Here is a 19,000-nt window from a genome sequence, read left to right as displayed (position 1 = left end):
ACTGGATCACTCGCCACGCTTCCCGCGCGCGCCCCTCCCCCGTGCCCCCTGTGGCGGGTAGGCTCGATCACTGCGCTGCGGCCACCGTCGCCCCGCAGACCGTTCGCGAAGGAGAGCTGGATGACCGACCAGGATTCGACTCGGACCCCCTACGTTCCCAACGAGACCACGCACCCGTGGCGCCGGTTCGTCGCGATCGGCGATTCCTTCACCGAGGGCATCGGCGACCCGGATCCCGCGCATCCGGGGAGCCACCGCGGGTGGGCCGACCGCGTGGCCGAGGTGCTCGCCGCGCAGGTCGACGACTTCGCCTATGCGAACCTCGCCGTGCGCGGCAAGCTGATCTCACAGATCGTGGCCGACCAGATCGAACCGGCCGTCGCGTTGCGCCCCGACCTGGTCTCCATCTGCGCCGGCGGCAATGACGTGATCCGTCCCGGCACCGACCCGGACGCGATCGCCGTCCAGCTCGAGGATGCGGTGACGCGGCTGTCGTCGACGGGCGCGGCAGTCCTGCTCTTCACCGGCATCGACACCGGATTCACCCCGGTCTTCCGTGCATTCCGCGGAAAGGTCGCGATCTACAACGAGAACGTCCGTGCCATCGCCGAGCGCCACGACTGCATCGTCGCCGACCAATGGGCTCTCAAGGTCGTGCAGGACATGCGGTTCTTCGACGATGACCGGCTGCACTACAACGCCCTCGGCCACCACGAGGTGGCCCGTATGGCCCTGCGCGCCTTGAACGTGCCGAACGACCTCGAGGCCATGCAGCCCGAGCCGTTCCCCCTGCGGACGTGGCGCGCGGCGCGGTCGGAAGATCTCGGATGGGCGCGAGAGCATCTGGTGCCCTGGGTCCTCCGTCGGTTGCGGCACCAGTCATCGGGTGACAACCTCGCGGCGAAGCGCCCCGAGCCCTCGCCCGTGATCCTGCCCGAGCGCGACTGAGCGGATCAGTTCTTCATCGCCCAGAGCGCGACCGCGGCGGCGGATGCGACGTTGAGCGAGTCGACTCCACCGGACATCGGGATCGTGACGACCGTGTCCGCGCCCTCCATCGCCGCGCGGGAGAGTCCGTCTCCCTCGGAGCCCATGACGAGGGCGACACGCTCCGGTCGATCGGCGGAGTAGGCGTCGAGCGTCACCGCATCATCGCGCAAGGCGAGCGCAGCGATGTCGAAACCAGTGGCGTGCAGATCCCTGACGGCGGACTCCCAGTCCGTGATGCGAGTCCACGGCACCTGGAATACCGTCCCCATGCTCACCCGGACGCTGCGCCGGTAGAGGGGATCCGCACCGCCCGGTGACACCAGGACGGCGTCTGCACCGAGACCGGCGGCGGCACGGAATGCCGCGCCGACGTTCGTGTGATCCCCGATGTTCTCGAGGATCAGCACGAGGGATGCGCCCTCGAGCACATCGCGGACGGTCGGCAGCTGCGGACGATGCATCGATGCGATCGTCCCCCGGTGCACGGCGAAGCCGGTCACAGACTCCGCGATCTCGTCCGGGACGACGTACACGGGCACGTCGAGAGAGCCGATGATCTCCCGGATGTCCGGCACCCGGCGTTCCTGCACGAGGACCGAGCGCGGACGGTGGCCGGCCGCGACCGCACGGGCGATCACCTTCGTCGACTCCGCGATGTACAGCCCGCCCGCGGGCTCCGACAGGGCGCGAAGAGCCGTGTCGGTGAGTCCGCGGTAATCGTCGAGGCGCCGGTCGTCGGCATCCGTCACAGTCAGCAGTTCCACATCGTCCACTCTGCCATCGCGCGCATGCCCTCCCGCACCGCGCGTCGAGAAGACGGCCCTGCCGCCGGAGACCCCGACCCGCCTCCGCACCGTAGACTCGCTCGGGGAGGTCCTGTGAGCGCGTCGAATCCCGCCGAGCTGTCGGCCACCATCGCCCACGCCGCCGAGCTGCTGCGTGAGAAGCGCATCGCACTCCTGACGGGCGCCGGTATCTCCACCGACTCCGGCATCCCCGCGTATCGCGGTGAGGGAGCCAGGACTCGCAGCGACCCGATGACGATCCAGACCTATCTGGGCGACGAGGCCGCGCGTCGGCGCTACTGGGTCGGCGGGCACCTCGGCTGGCGTGCGTTCGCGCGCGCCACACCGAATCCGGGCCACATCGCCCTCGCACAGCTCGAGGCGGACGGGAACGTGTCCGGTGTCATCACCCAGAACGTCGACGGGCTGCATCTGCGGGCCGGGAGTTCGCATGTGATCGAAGTGCACGGCACGATGCGGCGGGTGCTCTGCCTCCGGTGCGGACAGGTCTTCGACCGGCGGGATATCGCGGTGCAGATCGAAGAGCTCAATCCCTGGATCACCGTTCCCGAGAACGTGGCGCTCGCCCCGGACGGCGACGTCCTCCCGGAGAGCACCGAGGGCTTCGTCATTCCCACGTGCACCGTCTGCGGCGGCATGCTGAAGCCGGACGTGGTCTTCTTCGGCGAGTACGTGCCGCAGGACAGATTCCGTGCCGCCGAGTCGCTGCTGCGCTCCAGCTCCGCCCTCATCGTCGCCGGCTCCTCGCTCGTCGTGAACTCCGGTGTCCGCCTCGTCGAGCGTGCTCGACGCCGAAGCATCCCTCTGATCATCGTCAACCGTGAGCCGACGCGCGCAGATGCCTGGGCCGATGTCACCATCGCAGCCGGCACGAGCGATGTGCTCCCCGCCCTACAGGAACTCCTCTCGTGACCCACCTCACCCTCGTCCGCCACGGCCAGACCGACTGGAACCTCGCTCGACGCATCCAGGGGTCGACCGACATCCCCCTGAATGAGACCGGGCGGGAAGATGCCGTACGAGCCGCCGAGCGACTCGCCGCGACCACCCACCACGCCGTCTACACGAGCCCGCTGCTGCGTGCCAGGGAGACAGCGGAGATCATCGCGGACCGACTCGGGCTGGAGATCGCCGGCGTCGTGCCGGACATCCGCGAGCGGGAGTTCGGCGACGGCGAGGGGATGCTGGTGGAGGACTACATCCAGTCATACGGCGATTGGCACTCCGAGGTGCCCGGCGCGGAATCGCTGTACGAGGTCGGTGAGCGTGCGATCGCCGCGCTGCACGCGATCGCACGGGAGGCTCGGCAGCGGTCGACACCACGAGCGGAATCGGTCATCGTGGTCGCCCACGGCGGTGTCATCCGAGCAGTGATCGACCACGTCTCCGGCGGCACGCTTCCCCGAGAGGGCGAGGTTCTCCGCAACGGGTCGGCGCATCGCTTCGTGGCTGCTCCCGGATACCTGCGTCTCCTCGAAGAGTCGACGGTCCTCTGATCAGCCGGCGCGGGCGACGACCGATCGCGCGTGCCGGAGCACGGGTTCGTCGATCATGCGCCCACGGAAGCGGAACACGCCTCGTTCGCTCTGCGCCGCGGTCAGCACGGCGTGCGCCCAGGAGACGGCCTCGTCGTCAGGTCGGTAGGCGGCACGGATGACGGCGACCTGGTTCGGGTGGATGCACGCCGTCGCCCGAAAACCCGAGGCGACGGCATCCATCGCCTCCGCCTCGAGTCCGACCACGTCGTCGAGGTCGATGTGCACCGCGTCGATCGCGGCTTTCCCGTGAGCGCCCGCTTCGAGAAGCACGCGCGCTCGGGCGTAGCGCGCGATATCCCGGTATCCACCTGTCGCATCCCGCGATGAAGTGCCGCCCAGCGACGCGACGAGGTCTTCTGCACCCCACATCATCGCGGAGACCTGCGGATGCGCGGCGATGCTGTCGGCCGTGTGGATGCCGCGGGCCGTCTCGCACAGGGCGATCAGCGAATACCGCTCGTCGAAGGCCGACAGGCTCTCCGCGCTCTCGGTCTTCGCCACCATCACGGTGCGGAAGTCCGTCTGCGCCAGCGCCTCGAGATCGGCCGCGAACGCGTCGCCGTCCGGAGCGTTGACGCGCACGATGACTCGCGCGGGGTCGATGTCCAGGTCGATCAGGTTCCTGCGGGCGGAGTCCTTCGCCTCCGGGAGCACGGCGTCCTCGAGATCGAGGATGATCGCGTCGGCCCGCTCCAGTGCCTTCTGGAAGCGCTCCGGACGATCCGCGGGGCAGAACAGCAGCGCGGGTCCCAGATCGAAGGTCATGACGTGGCTCCTTCCGGTAGACAGTGCACGAGGACCGAGCGCACCGCCGTGGCGACGATCGTTCCGTCCTGATTCCGTCCGGTGTGCGCGATCTTCACGATGCCCTGGCCCTGCCGTGACGACGAGAGCCGCTTCTCGACGATGACGCTCTCGGTGTAGAGCGTGTCGCCGGCGAACAGCGGGTGCGGGAAGACGATGTCACCGAAACCGAGCTGTGCGACCAGAGTCCCCTGTGTCAGTTGGGCGACGGAGGACCCGACCATGGTCGACAACGTCCACATCGAGTTCATCAGTCGTGCGCGGAACGGATCCTGGGCATCGGCGAATGCAGCGTCGAGATGGAGCGCCTGCGTGTTCATGGTCAGCGTCGTGAAGAGCACGTTGTCGGCCTCGGTGGCGGTGCGACCAGGCCGATGCAGGTACCGGGCGTCGACCACGAACTCCTCGTAGTACAGCCCCCTCTGGAGGATGTCGTGCGTCGTCATGGGGCCACGCTACCCGGCGAGTCCGAGTCCGCGCGCGATGACGAGGAGCTGCACTTCCGTCGTGCCCTCCCCGATCTCCAAGATCTTCGAGTCACGGTAGTGGCGACCGACCGGGAACTCGTTCATGAAGCCGTTGCCGCCGAAGATCTGCGTCGCGTCCCTGGCGTTGTCCATGGCAGCCTCCCCGCCGACGAGCTTCGCGATGGCTGCGGCCTCGGCGAACGGCTTCCCCGCATCGCGAAGCCTCGCGGCGTGATGCCAGGCGAGCCGTGCGGTGTGCACGCGTGCGCGCATGCGGGCCAGCGTGAACTGTGCGTTCTGGCGGGTGCTCAACGCACTGCCGAAGATCGTCCGGCTCTTGGCATACTCCACGGCTGCTTCGAGGCAGCCCTCGGCGGCTCCGGTCGAAAGCGCAGCGATCGCGATGCGGCCTTCATCGAGGATGCTGAGGAAGCTGCGGAATCCACTCCCCCGCTCGCCCAGCAGGTTCGAGGCGGGCACCCGCGCACCGTCGAAGGTGAGAGGGTGCGTGTCGGACGCGTTCCACCCGACCTTGTCGTACGGGGCCTCGACGGTGAAGCCGGGCGTGCCGTTGGGGACGATGATCGTCGAGATCTCCTTGCGCCCGTTCTCGTTCCCCGTCACCGCGGTGACGGTGACGAAACGCGTGATCGGCGTGCCCGAGTTGGTGATGAACTGCTTGGAGCCGTCGATCACCCACTCGTCGCCGTCCAGACGAGCCGTGGTCCTGGTCGCCCCGGCGTCGCTGCCCGCCTCCGGTTCGGTGAGCCCGAAGCCCGCCAGCGCACGGCCGGCGAGGAGGTCCGGAAGCAGCTCCTGCCGCTGCTCCTCGGTCCCGAAGCGGTAGATCGGCATCGCACCGAGACTGACTCCGGCCTCCAGAGTGATCGCGATGGACTGGTCGACCCTGCCCAGGGCCTCGATGGCGATGCCGAGTGCCATGTAGTCGCCGCCCTGTCCGCCGTAGTCTTCGGGGAACGGCAGACCGAACAACCCCAGGTCGCCCATCTGCGCCACGACATCCATCGACAGCGTGTGCGTGCGGTCGGCCTCGTAGGCCTGCGGTGCGACGACGGTCTCGGCGAACTCGCGCACCATGCCGGCGAGCTCGCGCTCCTCCTCGGACAGATCTTCCATGTTCAACTCTCCTCCGTGGTCACGCGGGCCACCGGTTGGTCGCGCCGCACCTGGTCGCCCACCGCGACCAGCAGATGCACCACACCGTCGTGTGGTGCGAGCACCGGGTGCTCCATCTTCATCGCCTCGATCGAGACGAGCGGAGCGCCGGCGGACACCGATTCCCCATCCCTGACGTGGACCGCGACGACACTCCCCGGCATGGGAGCACGTCCCTCCGGCTCCGTCGCCGCAGAGCCTGCCGCGCGGGCGGAGAGCCGACGCCGCATCCGCCCTCTTCTGTCGAGCGGACGCAGGCGAACCGTGCGACCGTCCTCGGCCACCCAGACTGCTCCGTCGTCGTCCACGGCGGCGCGGACGGCTCCTCTCGATCGGGCTGTCGGGACCTCATGGAGCTCGACCTCTTCGTCAGCGTCCGTGAGTGCAAGGAACGGCGCGGGTGCCGCGTCCTCGGCCCCCAGACGCCATCCGGTCAGCTCACGCCACAGAGCGCTGGTACGCAACGGCTCATCGACTCCCGAGACCGCGTCCTTCGCCGCGGCGAGCTGTGCCTGCGAAGGCTTCTCCGCCTCGAGGGGAAGGAGGGTCTCGATGAGCCCCGTGTCGAGATCGCCCTCGACGACTCGCGGGTCCCGGCAGAGGGTCCGGAGGAACGCGATGTTCGTCTCGACGCCCAGCACGACAGTGCGGGACAGCGCCTCGTCGAGACGCGCGAGGGCTGTCGCCCGGTCGTCCGCGAAGGCGATCACCTTGGCGATCATCGGGTCGTAGAAGCCGGTCACCTCGCTCCCGGTCTCGATCGCCGCATCCACGCGAACTCCGACGGGAGCGTCGAACAGAAGCACCTTCCCGGTGGAGGGGAGGAATCCGCGCTCCGGCGACTCCGCGTACACGCGTGCCTCGACTGCGTGGCCCCGAAGACGCGGGGTGACATCCAGCGCGAGCCCATCCGCGGCGCGGAGCTGAAGCTCGACGAGATCGAGTCCGGTGACCTCTTCGGTGACGGGGTGTTCGACCTGGAGGCGGGTGTTCATCTCGATGAAGAAGACCTCATCCGGCCTATCGGCATCGATGAGGAACTCGACGGTCCCCGCTCCCACGTAATCGACGCTCTCCGCCGCGAGGACCGCAGCCGAGAGCACGCGCTCCCGCGTGTGGGCGGGGATGCCCGCGGACGGCGCCTCCTCGATGACCTTCTGATGCCGGCGCTGCAGGGTGCACTCCCGCTCCCCGAGAGCGATGACCGTGCCGTGCGCATCTCCGAAGACCTGCACCTCGATGTGGCGCGGACGCCGGATCAGACGCTCGAGGATGAGGGAATCATCGCCGAACGCTGCCGACGCCACGCGGCGGGCCGAGGCGAGCGCGGTGCGCAGCCCTGCGGCGTCGGCGACGACCTCCATGCCCTTCCCGCCCCCGCCGGCGCTGGGCTTGACGAGCAGTGGGTACCCGACGCCGTCCGCTTCTTCAGCGATCTCGAGGTCGGACAGGCCCTTGGCGTCGAAGCCCGGGACCACAGGAACGCCGTAGCGCAGCACATGCTCGCGCGCACGGGCCTTGTCCCCCATGATCTGCAGGGCTTCCGTCGACGGCCCCACGAACACGATGCCGCTCTCGGCGCAGGCCTGGGCCAGTCCTACGCTCTCCGAGAGGAATCCGTATCCCGGGTGGATCGCCTGGGCGCCGGTGCTCCGTGCGGCGGCGATCACGGCATCGATGTCGAGATAGGACTCTGCGGCGGGTGCCGGGCCGATCCTCACGGCGACATCCGCCTCACGGACGTGGGGCGCGGAAGCATCGGCGTCACTGTAGACCGCGACGCTGCGGATCCCGAGTGTACGGAGCGTGCGAATCACGCGGCGGGCGATCTCACCGCGGTTGGCGACGAGCACCGTGTGGAACGAGATGACGTTCGGAGAAGGCATGGCATTCACATCCGGAAGACGCCGAAGCGTGGTTCGGGCAGGGGGCTGCGGGCGACGACATCGAGGGCGAGTCCCAGGAGGTCGCGGGTCTGCGCGGGGTCGACGATGCCGTCATCCCAGAGTCGTGCTGTGGCGTAATAGGGCTCGCCCTGGTGCTCGTACTGTTCCCGGATGGGTGCCTCGAACGCCGCGCGGTCCTCCCCGCTCCAGCTGTCGCCGCGAGCGGAGAGCTGATCCTCCTTGACGGTGGCCAGTACCGACGCGGCTTGCGCACCGCCCATCACCGAGATCCGGCTCGCCGGCCAGGTCCAGAGGAAGCGCGGCGAGTAGGCGCGACCGCACATCGAGTAGTTCCCGGCGCCGAACGACCCGCCGATGATGACGGTGAGCTTCGGCACCCTGGTACTGGCGACGGCCGTGACCATCTTCGCGCCGTCCTTCGCGATTCCTCCGGCCTCGGCATCCGAACCCACCATGAACCCCGTGATGTTCTGCAGGAAGAGCAGCGGGATGCCGCGCTGATCGCACAGTTCGATGAAATGCGCTCCCTTGAGGGCGGACTCGCTGAACAGGACCCCGTTGTTCGCGACGACGCCGACCGGATGTCCGTGAAGGCGGGCGAAGCCGGTCACGAGTGTCGTTCCGTAGTCGGGCTTGAACTCGAGGAACGTGTCGCCGTCGACGAGCCGCGAGATGACCTCGTGCACGTCGTAGGCCGCGTTCACGTCGACAGGAACCGCCTCGTAGAGGGGCGTCGCCTCGGACGGCGGGCGGCTGTCGAGCACCTCCCACGCGGCGGCCGCGGGCGGTGGAAGCGTGGCGACGATGTCGCGGAGGATCTCGAGCGCGTGCTCATCGTCTTCCGCGAGGTGGTCGACGACGCCACTGCGCCGTGCGTGCAGTTCTCCCCCGCCCAGCTCTTCGGCTGTCACGATCTCACCGATCGCCGCCTTCACGAGGGGCGGGCCACCGAGGAAGATGGTGCCCTGACCGCGGACGATGACGGTCTCGTCGCTCATCGCGGGAACGTATGCTCCGCCCGCGGTGCAGGATCCGAGGACCGCGGCGAGCTGCGGGATCCCCTCGGCCGACATGCGAGCCTGATTGAAGAAGATCCGTCCGAAGTGCTCGCGATCCGGGAACACCTCGTCCTGCTTCGGGAGGAAGGCCCCGCCGGAGTCGACGAGGTAGAGGCAGGGCAGGCGGTTCTCGAGAGCGATCTCCTGTGCGCGCAGGTGCTTCTTCACGGTGAGGGGGTAGTACGTGCCGCCCTTCACGGTCGCGTCGTTGCACACCACCATCACGTGTCGGCCGTGGACGAGCCCGATGCCGGCGATCACTCCGGCGCCGGGCGCCTCTCCCCCGTACAAGCCGTCGGCCGCGAGCGGTGCTACCTCCAGGAACGGGCTGCCTTCATCGAGCACCCGTGCGACCCGGTCTCGCGGGAGCAGCTTTCCTCGGGCGACGTGGCGGGCGCGAGAAGCCTCCGGTCCGCCGTTCGCTGCCGCCGCGAGGCGCTCTCGCAGCTCTTGCGCGAGAGTCTCCTGGGTTGCGGGCATCGTGATGTCCTCCTCGACCCACGTCCGCGCGGGCGTAGCCCTGGCGCGGTGCATGCATTTTCGGTTAGTGTTCACTAACCCGTTGATTCAGGTTAGCGAGGATTAACTGAGATGACAACCCCGGTCACCGCCCGAGACCGCGCCAAGGCCGAACGCTCCGATGCGATTCTGCAGGCCGCCGCACGTCTCTTCGCCGCGCGCGGATACAGCGGCGTGAGTCTCGAGGACATCGGCACCGCGGTCGGCGTCTCCGGTCCGGCTGTCTATCGCCACTTCGCGGGCAAGCAGGCGCTGCTGGGAGCGGTGCTCGTCAAAGTCAGTCAGGACCTGATCAGCGGCGGACAGCGAGTCGCAGACGAGGCGTCGAACGCCGAGGACCGGATGCGTGCCCTGATCGGCTTCCACGTCGACTTCGCTCTGGGTAACGCCGAGGTCATTCAAGTGCAGGACCGCGACGTCGCGTATCTGTCAGAAGAGGATCGTGCCGAAGTCCGCCGCCTGCAACGCGCATACATCGAACTCTGGATGGACGCCCTGTCTCCGCTGCATCCGGGGCCGGAAGGCCGGACGAATCAGGACGAACTGCGTCTGCGCGTGCAGGCATGCTTCGGACTCATCAACTCGACTCCGCACAGCACGCGCGCTGCGGCCCGACGGCACTCCGCCACCGCGATCGTGCTGATCGCGATGGCGGATGCCGCGTTGCGAGCGGTTACGTGAGGAGCATCGCCCTCCCCGGCTCCTGAAGGATGTCAGCGACGTCCTTCAGGAATCGGGCTCCCTCCGCGCCGTCCACCAGGCGGTGGTCGAAAGAGAGGCTGAGCGTCATCAGTTGGCGCAACGCGATCTCGCCGCGGTACTCCCACGGCTGACGCCGTACGGCACCGATGGCCAGGATGCCCGATTGTCCGGGCGGGAGGATGGGTGTGCCTGCGTCGACCCCGAACACCCCGATGTTGGAGATGGAGAAGGTGCCTCCGGCGAGCTCCGCCGGCGAGGTCTTCCCCGCGCGTGCGACCTCGGCGAGCGACTTCACCGCGTCCGCCAGGCCGATGAGAGTCAGACGCTCCGCGTCCCGGATCATCGGGACGATGAGACCCCGATCCGTGGCTGCGGCGATGCCCAGATCCACATAGTGGTGCTGCACGATCTCGCCGGCGGCCTCATCCCAGCGCGAGTTGAGCCCGGGAGTGCGCCCGAGAGCGAGGCATACGGCCTTCGCCACCACAGCGAGCGGACCGATTCGATGCTCGCTGAGCGAACGGTCGTCGCGGAAACCTGCCAGCAGATCCATCGTCGCCGTCACGTCGACCGTGTGGAACACCGTGACATGCGGCGCCGTGAACGCACTCTGCACCATCGCGGCAGCAGTGTGCTTGCGCACGCCGCGGATGGGGATCCGCGTCTCGCGCTCACCGACGGCTGCGGGGCCGCTCAGCACCGAATGGTCCGAGGGCGCGGCGGACGGCACGTCGCTCGTGCTGGTGCTCCGGGAACCGATGCGCTCCGCGTAGTCATCGACATCGCGCCGGGTGATCAACCGATCACCGATCTCCGCCGCGACCAGGACCAGGTCGATGCCGAGACGCTTGGCGTGCGCCCGAACCGGTGGCGTGGATCGAGGTCGCTCGATGACGGCCTCGACCGCGAGCGATGGCGTGGCGTCATGCGGTGCCGCCTCGAGAACGGTCGTGTCGATCGCCGGAGACGTTCCGGCGACGCGCCGCGCGCGACGTGCGGGGCGCCCGGCGGATGCGGGCGCCGCGCCGTAACCGACGAGATTCGGCTGCGCCTTCTCCCCCGACTCGGCGGGTCGTGACGGCGTTTCCTCCTCGCCCTCCACGTCGAACGCGATCAACGGAGCACCCACCGCGATGGTCTCCCCCGCTTCAGCGTGCAGTGTCGTGACCGTCCCCTCGTAGGGCGACGGCAGCTCCACCACCGCCTTGGCGGTCTCGACCTCTGCGAGCGTCTGATTGAGGGTCACCGGGTCTCCGGGGGCGACCAGCCAGGTCACCACCTCCGCCTCGGTGAGCCCTTCCCCGAGGTCTGGAAGCCGGAACTCCGCGATCATGCCCCCGCTCCCGTCAGGCTGTTCGGCCGGTCCAGAACTCGGTCGACCGCGTCGAGCAACCGGTCGAGGTCGGGCAGGTGGTACTTCTCGAGTTTCGCCGGCGGATAGGGGATGTCATGGCCTGTGACCCGCAGCGGAGCGGACTCCAGGTACTCGAAGCACCGTTCGGTGATGCTCGCGATCACCTCCGCGGCGACCCCCGCCTCGCGGGAGGCCTCGTGAGCCACGACGACGCGACCCGTCTTGCGCACCGACGCGGCGACGGAGTCGTAGTCGACGGGCGAGAGCGAGCGCAGGTCGATGACCTCGAGGGAGATCCCGTCGTCTTCTGCGGCCTCCGCGGCCTGAAGCGCCGTGACGACCATCGCTCCGTAGGTGATCAGCGTCGCATCGGTCCCGGTGCGCACGACGCGCGCCAGCCCCATCGGCGCGGCATCGGCGAGCGGCGCCTCGAGATCGACATCGCCCTTGTGGTGATACAGACGCTTCGGCTCGAAGAAGATGACCGGATCGTCGGAGGCGATGGCTTGGCGAAGACTGCGGTAGGCGTCCTCCGGGTTGGAGACGGCGATCACGCGCAGTCCCGCCGTGTGCACGAAGTACGCCTCCGGGGACTCGGAGTGGTGCTCGGCAGCGCCGATACCGCCTGCCCAGGGGATCCTGATCGTTATCGGCATCCTCACCCGCCCCTGCGTGCGGTAGTGAAGCTTCGCGACCTGGGCGACGATCTGGTCGAACGCGGGGTACACGAAGCCGTCGAACTGGATCTCCACGACCGGGCGGTACCCGCGGAAAGCGAGACCGACGGCTGTCCCGACGATGCCGGATTCAGCCAGAGGAGTGTCGATCACGCGAGCTGCACCGAACTCGTCGAGCAGCCCGTCGGTGATGCGGAACACGCCCCCGAGCTTGCCGATGTCCTCACCCAGCAGCACGACCTTGTCGTCGTCGCGCATCGCCTCGCGAAGACCGGCACCGAGCGCTTTGCCGAGAGTCAACTCGGTCATGCTCCTGCCTCGCTCTCGAACGACGCGAGGTAGGCGGCGTATTCGACGCGCTGACGCTCGAGCCCGGTGTGCGGCTCGGCGTAGACGCCATCGAAGACCGCCAGGGGTGGCCGGGTGACCATGCCGAGGCATGCGGCTCGCATTTCTTTGGCGACGGCATCGGCCGCTGCCTGCGTGTCGGTCAGGTGCTCGTCCGAGAGCTCCCCTGCGCTGCGCAGGTGAGCCTCGAGCCGCGAGATCGGGTCGAGGCGGCGCCACGACTCGAGCTCGGCCTCGTCGCGGTACCGGGTGGGGTCGTCCGCCGTGGTGTGCGGGCCCATGCGGTAGGTCACGGCTTCGATGTACGCAGGGCCCTTCCCCGAACGGGCGTGACCGAGCGCCCAGCGCATCGCCGCCATGCATGCGAGGACATCATTGCCATCGACGCGGACGCTCGGAATCCCGAAGCCCGGCGCCCGCCCGGCGATCGGGTACTGCGACTGCACCGTCACGGGTTCCGAGATCGCCCAGTGGTTGTTCTGGCACACGAACACGACCGGTGCCTGATACGAGGATGCGAAGATCATGGCTTCGTTGACATCGCCCTGGCTGGTCGCACCGTCACCGAAATAGGTGACCGCGACCTCGTCGGTGCCGTCGTGCTGGATGCCGAGCGCGTATCCGACCGCATGCAGTGTCTGTGCGCCGATGATGATCTGCAGCGGAGCCATTCCGAGTGTGGCCGGGTCATAAGCCGAGCCTTCTTCGCCGCGCCACATCCGCACGTAGTCCCCCGGCTGCGCGCCCCGGGCGTACACCACCCCGGTTTCGCGGTAGCTGGGGAAGACGAAGTCCTGTGCAGCGAGGGCTCGTGCGGTGCCGATCTGCGTCGCCTCCTGCCCCTGGCAGGGCGCCCAGAGTCCGAGCTGCCCCTGGCGCTGGAGCGCGACGCCCTCGGCATCGATCCGGCGGAGGATGACCATGTCCCGAAGCAGGGAACGCAGTTGCTCGGCGTCCACGTCGGCGACGAAGGGATCCAGCCGAGGGTTCGCGACGCGGCTTCCATCCGGAGCCAGGATGCGTTCCGAGAGCTCCAGATCCTGGGCGGTGTCTGCGATGGGTGTGACCTGCGGTGACATCGTCGTCCTCCTCGTCCTGCGCGACCTTCGTGAGGCCTCGCGCATTGACACCGGCATCATCACCGGCATGCTCTGAGGTTATGTCTGCTCAACACGTCGCTCAAGCAATTCGAAAGCTCTTGAGCATGTTGCTCAATTCTGAGCGATCGAGTGCTGCTAGGGTTTGGCACTATGCCAGGACTGGACCGTATCGATCTCGAGCTCCTCGCCTCCTTGGCCGACGATCCGCGAACCACCATCGTCGCTTTGGCGGAGAACCTGGGACTCTCCCGGAACACGATCCAGGCACGCATGGCACGCCTGGAGCAGAGCGGGATATTCCTCTCCTATGAGCGATCGTTCTCCCCCGACGTGCTCGGCTTTCCTCTGCAGGCCTTCGTGAGCATCGGCGTCCGACAGACCGAGCTCCCCCGCATCATCAACGAGCTGGCTCGGATTCCAGAGGTCGTGCAGGCGCACGGGTTGAGCGGCTCGATCGATCTACTCGCTCGTGTCGCGTGCCGCGATGCGCGTCACCTCTTCGACACCGACGCTCGCATCCTCTCGATCGAGGGTGTGGAACGCACCGAGACCTCCCTCGCGATGGGCGAGGTGATCCCGTTCCGGGTCGCCGGGCTCATCGGCCTCGCGCGACGGGAATCCTGAGGAAGCGCCTGACCGCGCCCGCGGCCTCGGCCGGCGTCTCGTAGTGGATCAGATGCCCGACGTGGGCGATCTCCACGAGTGTCGCGTCGGAGAAGAGACCCGCCAGCGCCCGCTCCGCCTCGATGGGCGTGATGTCGTCGCGTTCCGCAGCCACGAGCAGAGTCGGAACGTCGATCGCGGGGGCGAACTCGCGGACGTCGTGCGACACACTCGCCACGAACGCATCACGGAGCACGTCACGGTCCGAGAACCGTGAGAAGTACGTGTCGTGTTGATCATGGATGAAGCGGCGCAGCTCAGGTTCCTTCGTCTTCGCCATGGTGATGCTCATCACTCGGACGATGATCCGGTTGCGCAGCAACGCGGTGCCGAGATGCTCCGGGAGCCGGGCTCCGAGAGCGTAGTAGAGCACGGCGAGGCGCGTCATGAGTCCCTTGGGCCCTTCGAGAGCGGGCGCTCCGATGGGATTCAACAGAATCAGACGTGGCGTGCGGAGGCCATGGGCCACGGCGGCTGCTGTCACGATGGAGCCGAACGAGTGACCGAGGATGACGGCACCCGGCGCGACCGCAGCGGCGAAGTCGGTGAGCCATCCCGCGTACTCGTCGAGGTCGTGACGACGTCCGGGGAGCGGCTCGGACTCGCCGAAGCCGGGAAGATCGGGGGCGATCACGCGCACTTCGGGGAGGAAGGCGAGCACCGGCTCGAGGCCGTGGTGCTCACCCCGGAACCCGTGCACGGCGACCACGGTGGTCTCGGCATCGCGCGGGCCGTACACCCAGTAGGCCGTGGTCCCGCCGCGCACCTCTACCTCGTGACGTTCCACGGGGAGGCGACAGAGGCGGTCCGCATAGGGCGATGGCACGGTCATGAGTCCGAGTCTACGAGTCGCCGTGCGCCTTCTCCTGTATGTCCGGGGCCCGCCGTACCGTGAGGACATGCCACCCGGTCTCCCGCTCCCCGCTTGGCTCAACCGCGTCGGAGTCTTCGACCTCGAGACCACCGGCGTCGATGTCTCCACAGATCGCGTGGTCACGGCGTACGTCGGGGTTCTCGATGAGCGTGGCCGACAGGTCGCCGCACGGTCCTGGCTGGCCGACCCGGGCATGCCGATCCCCGCAGGCGCGACAGCGGTGCATGGGATCAGCACGGAGCAGGCGCGGAGGGAGGGGCGGGCGGCACACGAGGTCGTCGCCGAGGTGACTGCCGCGCTGCGTTCGCTCTTCGATCAGGGAGTGCCGGTCGTCGCGTACAACGCGTCCTATGACTTCTCCCTGCTTGCGTCCGAAGCGGCTCGCCATGGGCTCGAGCCGCTCACCGACCCCTCACCGGTCATCGATCCGCTCGTCATCGACAAGGCGTACGACCGTTTCCGTCGTGGCAGACGCACCCTCGAGGTTGTCGCCACCCACTACGCGGTCCCTCTCGAGAGCGCTCACGAGGCCTCCGCAGATGCGATCGCGGCGGGACGCGTCGCCCAGGCCCTCGCTCGACAGTACGACCTCCCCGAGACTCCGGCAGAGCTGCATACTCACCAGATCGGATGGGCGCGATCTCAGGCGGCCAGTCTCACCGAGTACTTCGTGAGCATCGGTCGCCTCGACCCCGATGCGTCGCTCGACGGGACCTGGCCGGTGCGTTCCACCGAAGCACCTGTCGGATGACGACGGCTCCATCGGCCGCGGGCGATCCCGAAGCTGTTCTGGTGAGTTACGATCCTGATGTCCTGCCCTCAGGCGAGCCCCGAAAGCAAGGAGGAGAGCGCATGCAATTCACGTCCACGGACGTGGAGCAGGTGGAGGCCACGTGGCAGCAGTTCGTGCCGTCGTCGACCCTGCAGAACGCGGACCCGAGCCGCTTCCGTTTCGACTGGCGGTCGGCGAACCTCGACAGCGCGACGCTGGTGGACTACCGGCTCGCGGCTCAGGTGCATTCCCGCGCCGAACCGCACGACCAGATGCTCGTGTGCCGCGTCGACGCCCCCGATGCCCGGGTGTGGTCCGCGCGGCATACCCTCGATGCGCGTTCCCCCTGGATCTCCGACGGCGCCCGAGTGGAGGCCAAGTGGGACCGATCGGCTCGCGTTCGAGCATTGATCTTCGATCGCGCGGACGCAGAGGCCCGCGCCCGGCAGATCACGGGTGACGACAGGCTCGAGCTGCGCGCGACCGGTCTGGTGCCTCATTCGCCCGAGGATGCGCAGCGTTGGGAACGTGCCTTCGCCTATATCGATCAGCTCCTGGAAACGCCGGACACGGACCACCTGCTGGCTGCCGAGCTCGAGCGCCACGCGCTCATGATGACGCTCTCAGCCTTTCCGACCACGTTCAGCGATGCGCTCCGCCGGCCCGCTCAGCGCGCGGGAGCGCCGGCCTCCGTCCGCCGCGCGCTCACCTACATCGACGAGAACGCGCACCGGGCGATCACGATCGACGATGTGGCGGCGGCGGCCTTCATCTCGACGAGAGGGCTTCAGTACGCCTTCCGGCGCGCACTCGACATCACCCCGGCCGAGGCGCTCCGCCGGGCCCGACTCGAAGGAGCGCGCCGAGACCTCCGCGGCGGCAATGGACCCTCCGTGGGCGAGATCGCTCGTCGATGGGGATTCAGCAACTCGACGCGATTCACCGCGGCCTACCGCGAAGCCTTCGGTGCGCTGCCCTCTCTGCCCTCGTCCTGACGCCGGACGAAGAGTCTGTTCGTATCCCACGGCGGGTTGCGCTCGGCCGTCGGGCGGCGCCGAGTTCCTTGGCTAGAGTTCGACTACCCGGACCGCTTCTCGGTCCTTCGAGCACGCCATCGAGGAGATCCATGGTCCACGCCCTGCACACCGCCGAAACGTCTTCCTGCTGATGGGGAGTCTCTACTACGGCGACACGCAGACACCGATCCAGATCGACGACCGCGCCCTCGCTCACCTCAAGGTCGTCATCGCGACCAAGCTCCGCCGCAACGAGAGCTTCACGCTGTCCTGGCGACACCCGGAAGGGGACGAGCCGGGCCGCTCCACGCTCTGGCTGCATCCCTCGATTCCGCTGCGATTCGTGTTCCAGGATCCGGAGACGCCCGACCTGAGCCGTAAGTGGATCGAAGAACTCGCGCACTCGGCGAGCTCCAGCGGCGGGATCACCCTCGTCGAAGAGCACCTCGAGAGCAGCACCGCAGACTGACAGCACCCGGATCGATCCGCGCGCGGATGCCGTCAGCCCTTGTGCTCACACCGGTTCGTCACCGCTGGAGCTGACCGACCGACGCGTCGTCGGCTCCCCCGTCGCCGGGTCGACGAAGGTGCGCGACACCGTCTCCGTGCGGCGACGACGGACGAGCATGATGATGCCGATCAGGAAGACGATGACTCCTGCACCCATCAAGATGTAGCCGACCATGTCGAGGTCGACCCAGGGGATGTCGACGTTCACCGCGAAGACGAGGATCGCTCCGATCACGAAGAGCGCGATTCCGCTGCCGATGCTCATGGTTCCTCCCGTTCTGCGGCGCGGTGCCGCACCTTCGGAGGATGGCGCGACCGCAGCGTCCCGGCGAGGGGCTTGACATCGAGGTCACGACCAAGCTTCGACGGTGTGCAGCGATGCTCAATCACGGTAGGGCGGGCGGGACTTGAACCCGCGATCGTTGGGTTATGAGCCCACTGCCTTAACCAGCTTGGCCACCGCCCCCTACACGTTCCAGCCTAGCGGCCGACCTTGCTCAGACCGGAGTCGCGGCCGAGTGCGTCTGCGCGTGGCCGAGGTAGATGTCGGCGTTCGCGAGAAGCCCGGCGCGTTCCTCTTCGCTGAGCTGGCGTCGTACCTTCGCCGGGACGCCGGCCACGAGCGAGCCCTCCGGGATCTCGACTCCGCCGAGGATGACTGCTCCCCCCGCGATCAGGCAGCCTGCTCCGATCACGGCACCGCTGAGCACTACGGAACCCATTCCGACGAGAGTGCCGTCGCCGATCGTGCAGCCGTGCACCACTGCGTTGTGCCCGATCGAGACCTTGGCGCCGACGACGACAGGATGGCCGGAATCCACATGGATCGAGACGTTGTCCTGCACATTCGCTCCCGGGCCGATGAGGATCGACGCCGAGTCACCGCGCAGCACGGCGTTGTACCAGACGCTGGATCCGGCTGCGAGCGAGACGTCGCCGACGATGCGTGCCCCATCCGCGACGAACGCCGTCGCGTCGATCGACGGAGCACAGTTCGGCAGGGCGAGGACGGAGGCTCCGGCAGCGATGCTCATGAGGCGAGACTACCCTCACTTCCGCGGAATCATGCGGAAGTGAGCCGAGCCTCAGCTTGCTTGCGGAATGTCTGAGGCTGAGTAGCGTTGTCTACATCAGATACGAGAAACCGTTCCAGAGGAGCACAAGATGAGCAAGGCACAGACCGTTTCCACCACCGCCATCGACCCGACCGTGGCTGCAGGGGCGGCCCAGTTCCTCTCCCCCGTCGTGCTCGGTCTCCAGGCCCTGACCGTCAACGGCAAGCAGGCCCACTGGCATGTCCGCGGTGCCAACTTCGTCGGCGTGCACGAGCTGCTCGACACGATCGTCGCCCACGCCGGTGACTTCGCCGACACCGCGGCAGAGCGGATCGTCGCCCTCGGCCTGCCGATCGACGCCCGTGTGAGCGCCGTCGCCGACAAGGCCGGCGCGACCTCGGTTCCGGCCGGCTTCACCCAGTCCGACGAATTGATCCGCGCCGTCATCTCCGACATCGACGCCATCCTGGTCGACGTCAAGGCGGCCGTCGAGGGCCTCGACGAGGTCGACCTGACCAGCCAGGATGTCGCTATCGAGATCCAGCGCGGCCTTGAGAAGGACCGTTGGTTCCTCGTCTCGCACATCGCGGCCTGATCGCAGAAGACGCCTGACCACGACGAAGGGGGTGGCACTCGGTTCTCCGAGTGCCACCCCCTTCGTCGT

Annotated in this window: 21 protein-coding genes and 1 tRNA gene; 9 read left to right on the top strand and 13 right to left on the bottom strand. The window is 68.0% G+C overall.

The genetic code is table 11. The annotated features are described in order from the left end of the window. The first annotated feature begins 120 nt into the window (after positions 1-120). Positions 121-948: an SGNH/GDSL hydrolase family protein gene (locus CQ045_RS03155; protein ID WP_105721203.1), complete on the top strand. Its 828-nt coding sequence runs from the start codon at positions 121-123 to the stop codon at positions 946-948. 5 nt (positions 949-953) lie between these two features. On the opposite strand, the gene CQ045_RS03150 is transcribed toward CQ045_RS03155, so the two are convergent. After that, on the bottom strand, positions 954-1,754 hold the full coding sequence (locus CQ045_RS03150) for an RNA methyltransferase (protein WP_105721362.1): 801 nt from the start codon (positions 1,752-1,754) through the stop codon (positions 954-956). A 114-nt stretch (positions 1,755-1,868) separates the two neighbouring features. Between CQ045_RS03150 and CQ045_RS03145 the strand changes: the two genes are divergently transcribed. Together CQ045_RS03145 and CQ045_RS03140 are read left to right on the top strand one after the other, a co-directional pair. Next, positions 1,869-2,708, top strand: a complete 840-nt coding sequence (locus CQ045_RS03145) for a Sir2 family NAD-dependent protein deacetylase (protein WP_105721202.1) — start codon at positions 1,869-1,871, stop codon at positions 2,706-2,708. Continuing rightward, positions 2,705-3,292 (top strand): histidine phosphatase family protein, encoded by a 588-nt coding sequence (locus CQ045_RS03140; protein ID WP_105721201.1) that lies wholly within the window; start codon positions 2,705-2,707, stop codon positions 3,290-3,292. The genes CQ045_RS03145 and CQ045_RS03140 overlap by 4 nt, the downstream gene beginning before the upstream one ends. Here the strand turns inward: CQ045_RS03140 and CQ045_RS03135 are convergent, their stop codons facing one another. From CQ045_RS03135 to CQ045_RS03115, 5 genes are read right to left on the bottom strand one after another with little or no spacing between them, the layout of a single operon-like run. Further along, positions 3,293-4,099, bottom strand: a complete 807-nt coding sequence (locus CQ045_RS03135; protein WP_105721200.1) for a CoA ester lyase — start codon at positions 4,097-4,099, stop codon at positions 3,293-3,295. It lies immediately after the preceding gene. Then, positions 4,096-4,584, bottom strand: coding sequence for a MaoC family dehydratase (locus CQ045_RS03130; protein WP_105721199.1), 489 nt, complete (start codon positions 4,582-4,584; stop codon positions 4,096-4,098). Before CQ045_RS03130 ends, CQ045_RS03135 begins: the two co-directional genes overlap by 4 nt. 9 nt (positions 4,585-4,593) lie before the next feature. After that, positions 4,594-5,742 (bottom strand): acyl-CoA dehydrogenase family protein, encoded by a 1,149-nt coding sequence (locus tag CQ045_RS03125; RefSeq protein WP_105721198.1) that lies wholly within the window; start codon positions 5,740-5,742, stop codon positions 4,594-4,596. 2 nt (positions 5,743-5,744) lie between these two features. Continuing rightward, complete coding sequence (locus CQ045_RS03120; RefSeq protein WP_105721197.1) at positions 5,745-7,667, bottom strand: biotin carboxylase N-terminal domain-containing protein; 1,923 nt, start codon at positions 7,665-7,667, stop codon at positions 5,745-5,747. Between the two features lie 5 nt (positions 7,668-7,672). Next, positions 7,673-9,226 (bottom strand): carboxyl transferase domain-containing protein, encoded by a 1,554-nt coding sequence (locus tag CQ045_RS03115; RefSeq protein WP_258130933.1) that lies wholly within the window; start codon positions 9,224-9,226, stop codon positions 7,673-7,675. 111 nt (positions 9,227-9,337) lie between these two features. Between CQ045_RS03115 and CQ045_RS03110 the strand changes: the two genes are divergently transcribed. Continuing rightward, positions 9,338-9,946, top strand: coding sequence for a TetR/AcrR family transcriptional regulator (locus CQ045_RS03110; protein WP_105721195.1), 609 nt, complete (start codon positions 9,338-9,340; stop codon positions 9,944-9,946). Here the strand turns inward: CQ045_RS03110 and CQ045_RS03105 are convergent. Genes CQ045_RS03105 through pdhA form a run of 3 tightly spaced genes read right to left on the bottom strand, consistent with a single transcriptional unit; the run spans position 9,939 to position 13,425 of the window. Next, positions 9,939-11,300 (bottom strand): dihydrolipoamide acetyltransferase family protein, encoded by a 1,362-nt coding sequence (locus CQ045_RS03105; protein ID WP_105721194.1) that lies wholly within the window; start codon positions 11,298-11,300, stop codon positions 9,939-9,941. The two genes, CQ045_RS03110 and CQ045_RS03105, sit on opposite strands and share 8 nt — an antisense overlap. Next, positions 11,297-12,307 carry an alpha-ketoacid dehydrogenase subunit beta gene (locus tag CQ045_RS03100; RefSeq protein WP_105721193.1) on the bottom strand — a complete coding sequence of 337 codons (1,011 nt, stop codon included), beginning with the start codon at positions 12,305-12,307 and terminating at the stop codon, positions 11,297-11,299. The genes CQ045_RS03105 and CQ045_RS03100 overlap by 4 nt, the downstream gene beginning before the upstream one ends. Beyond that, positions 12,304-13,425 carry a pyruvate dehydrogenase (acetyl-transferring) E1 component subunit alpha gene (pdhA, locus tag CQ045_RS03095; RefSeq protein ID WP_105721192.1) on the bottom strand — a complete coding sequence of 374 codons (1,122 nt, stop codon included), beginning with the start codon at positions 13,423-13,425 and terminating at the stop codon, positions 12,304-12,306. The genes CQ045_RS03100 and pdhA overlap by 4 nt, the downstream gene beginning before the upstream one ends. A gap of 171 nt (positions 13,426-13,596) precedes the next feature. Here pdhA and CQ045_RS03090 point away from each other — a divergent pair, with 171 nt between their 5' ends. After that, on the top strand, positions 13,597-14,070 hold the full coding sequence (locus CQ045_RS03090; protein WP_105721191.1) for an Lrp/AsnC family transcriptional regulator: 474 nt from the start codon (positions 13,597-13,599) through the stop codon (positions 14,068-14,070). On the opposite strand, the gene CQ045_RS03085 is transcribed toward CQ045_RS03090, so the two are convergent. Further along, the gene (locus CQ045_RS03085) at positions 14,042-14,941 is read right to left on the bottom strand and encodes an alpha/beta fold hydrolase (RefSeq protein ID WP_105721190.1); all 900 of its coding nucleotides are present in this window, start codon (positions 14,939-14,941) and stop codon (positions 14,042-14,044) included. The genes CQ045_RS03090 and CQ045_RS03085 overlap by 29 nt on opposite strands. A gap of 67 nt (positions 14,942-15,008) precedes the next feature. Here CQ045_RS03085 and CQ045_RS03080 point away from each other — a divergent pair, with 67 nt between their 5' ends. From CQ045_RS03080 to CQ045_RS03070, 3 genes are all read left to right on the top strand, one after another. Next, positions 15,009-15,734 (top strand): 3'-5' exonuclease, encoded by a 726-nt coding sequence (locus CQ045_RS03080; RefSeq protein ID WP_105721361.1) that lies wholly within the window; start codon positions 15,009-15,011, stop codon positions 15,732-15,734. A gap of 101 nt (positions 15,735-15,835) precedes the next feature. Continuing rightward, the gene (locus tag CQ045_RS03075; RefSeq protein ID WP_105721189.1) at positions 15,836-16,750 is read left to right on the top strand and encodes a helix-turn-helix transcriptional regulator; all 915 of its coding nucleotides are present in this window, start codon (positions 15,836-15,838) and stop codon (positions 16,748-16,750) included. Between the two features lie 172 nt (positions 16,751-16,922). Beyond that, positions 16,923-17,240, top strand: coding sequence for a hypothetical protein (locus tag CQ045_RS03070; RefSeq protein ID WP_105721188.1), 318 nt, complete (start codon positions 16,923-16,925; stop codon positions 17,238-17,240). 45 nt (positions 17,241-17,285) lie between these two features. Here CQ045_RS03070 and CQ045_RS03065 read toward each other — a convergent pair whose 3' ends face one another. The 3 genes from CQ045_RS03065 to CQ045_RS03055 all read right to left on the bottom strand — a co-directional run bounded on the left by CQ045_RS03065 (position 17,286) and on the right by CQ045_RS03055 (position 18,315). Next, positions 17,286-17,546 carry a DUF6458 family protein gene (locus tag CQ045_RS03065; RefSeq protein WP_105721187.1) on the bottom strand — a complete coding sequence of 87 codons (261 nt, stop codon included), beginning with the start codon at positions 17,544-17,546 and terminating at the stop codon, positions 17,286-17,288. A 127-nt stretch (positions 17,547-17,673) separates the two neighbouring features. Further along, positions 17,674-17,747: transfer RNA gene (locus CQ045_RS03060), tRNA-Ile, on the bottom strand. Positions 17,748-17,778: 31 nt separating this feature from the next. Next, a complete protein-coding gene (locus CQ045_RS03055) occupies positions 17,779-18,315 on the bottom strand; it encodes a gamma carbonic anhydrase family protein (RefSeq protein WP_105721186.1) in 537 nt (178 codons plus the stop codon). A 130-nt stretch (positions 18,316-18,445) separates the two neighbouring features. On the opposite strand from CQ045_RS03055, the gene CQ045_RS03050 reads away from it, so the two are divergent. Further along, the gene (locus tag CQ045_RS03050) at positions 18,446-18,931 is read left to right on the top strand and encodes a Dps family protein (RefSeq protein WP_105721185.1); all 486 of its coding nucleotides are present in this window, start codon (positions 18,446-18,448) and stop codon (positions 18,929-18,931) included. The last annotated feature ends 69 nt before the right edge of the window (positions 18,932-19,000 follow it).

This window comes from Microbacterium sp. MYb66 (genome assembly GCF_002979435.1).
GTDB lineage: Bacteria > Actinomycetota > Actinomycetes > Actinomycetales > Microbacteriaceae > Microbacterium.
Note: the sequence above shows the minus strand (reverse complement) of the source record. Positions and strands in the feature narration are given on the sequence as shown.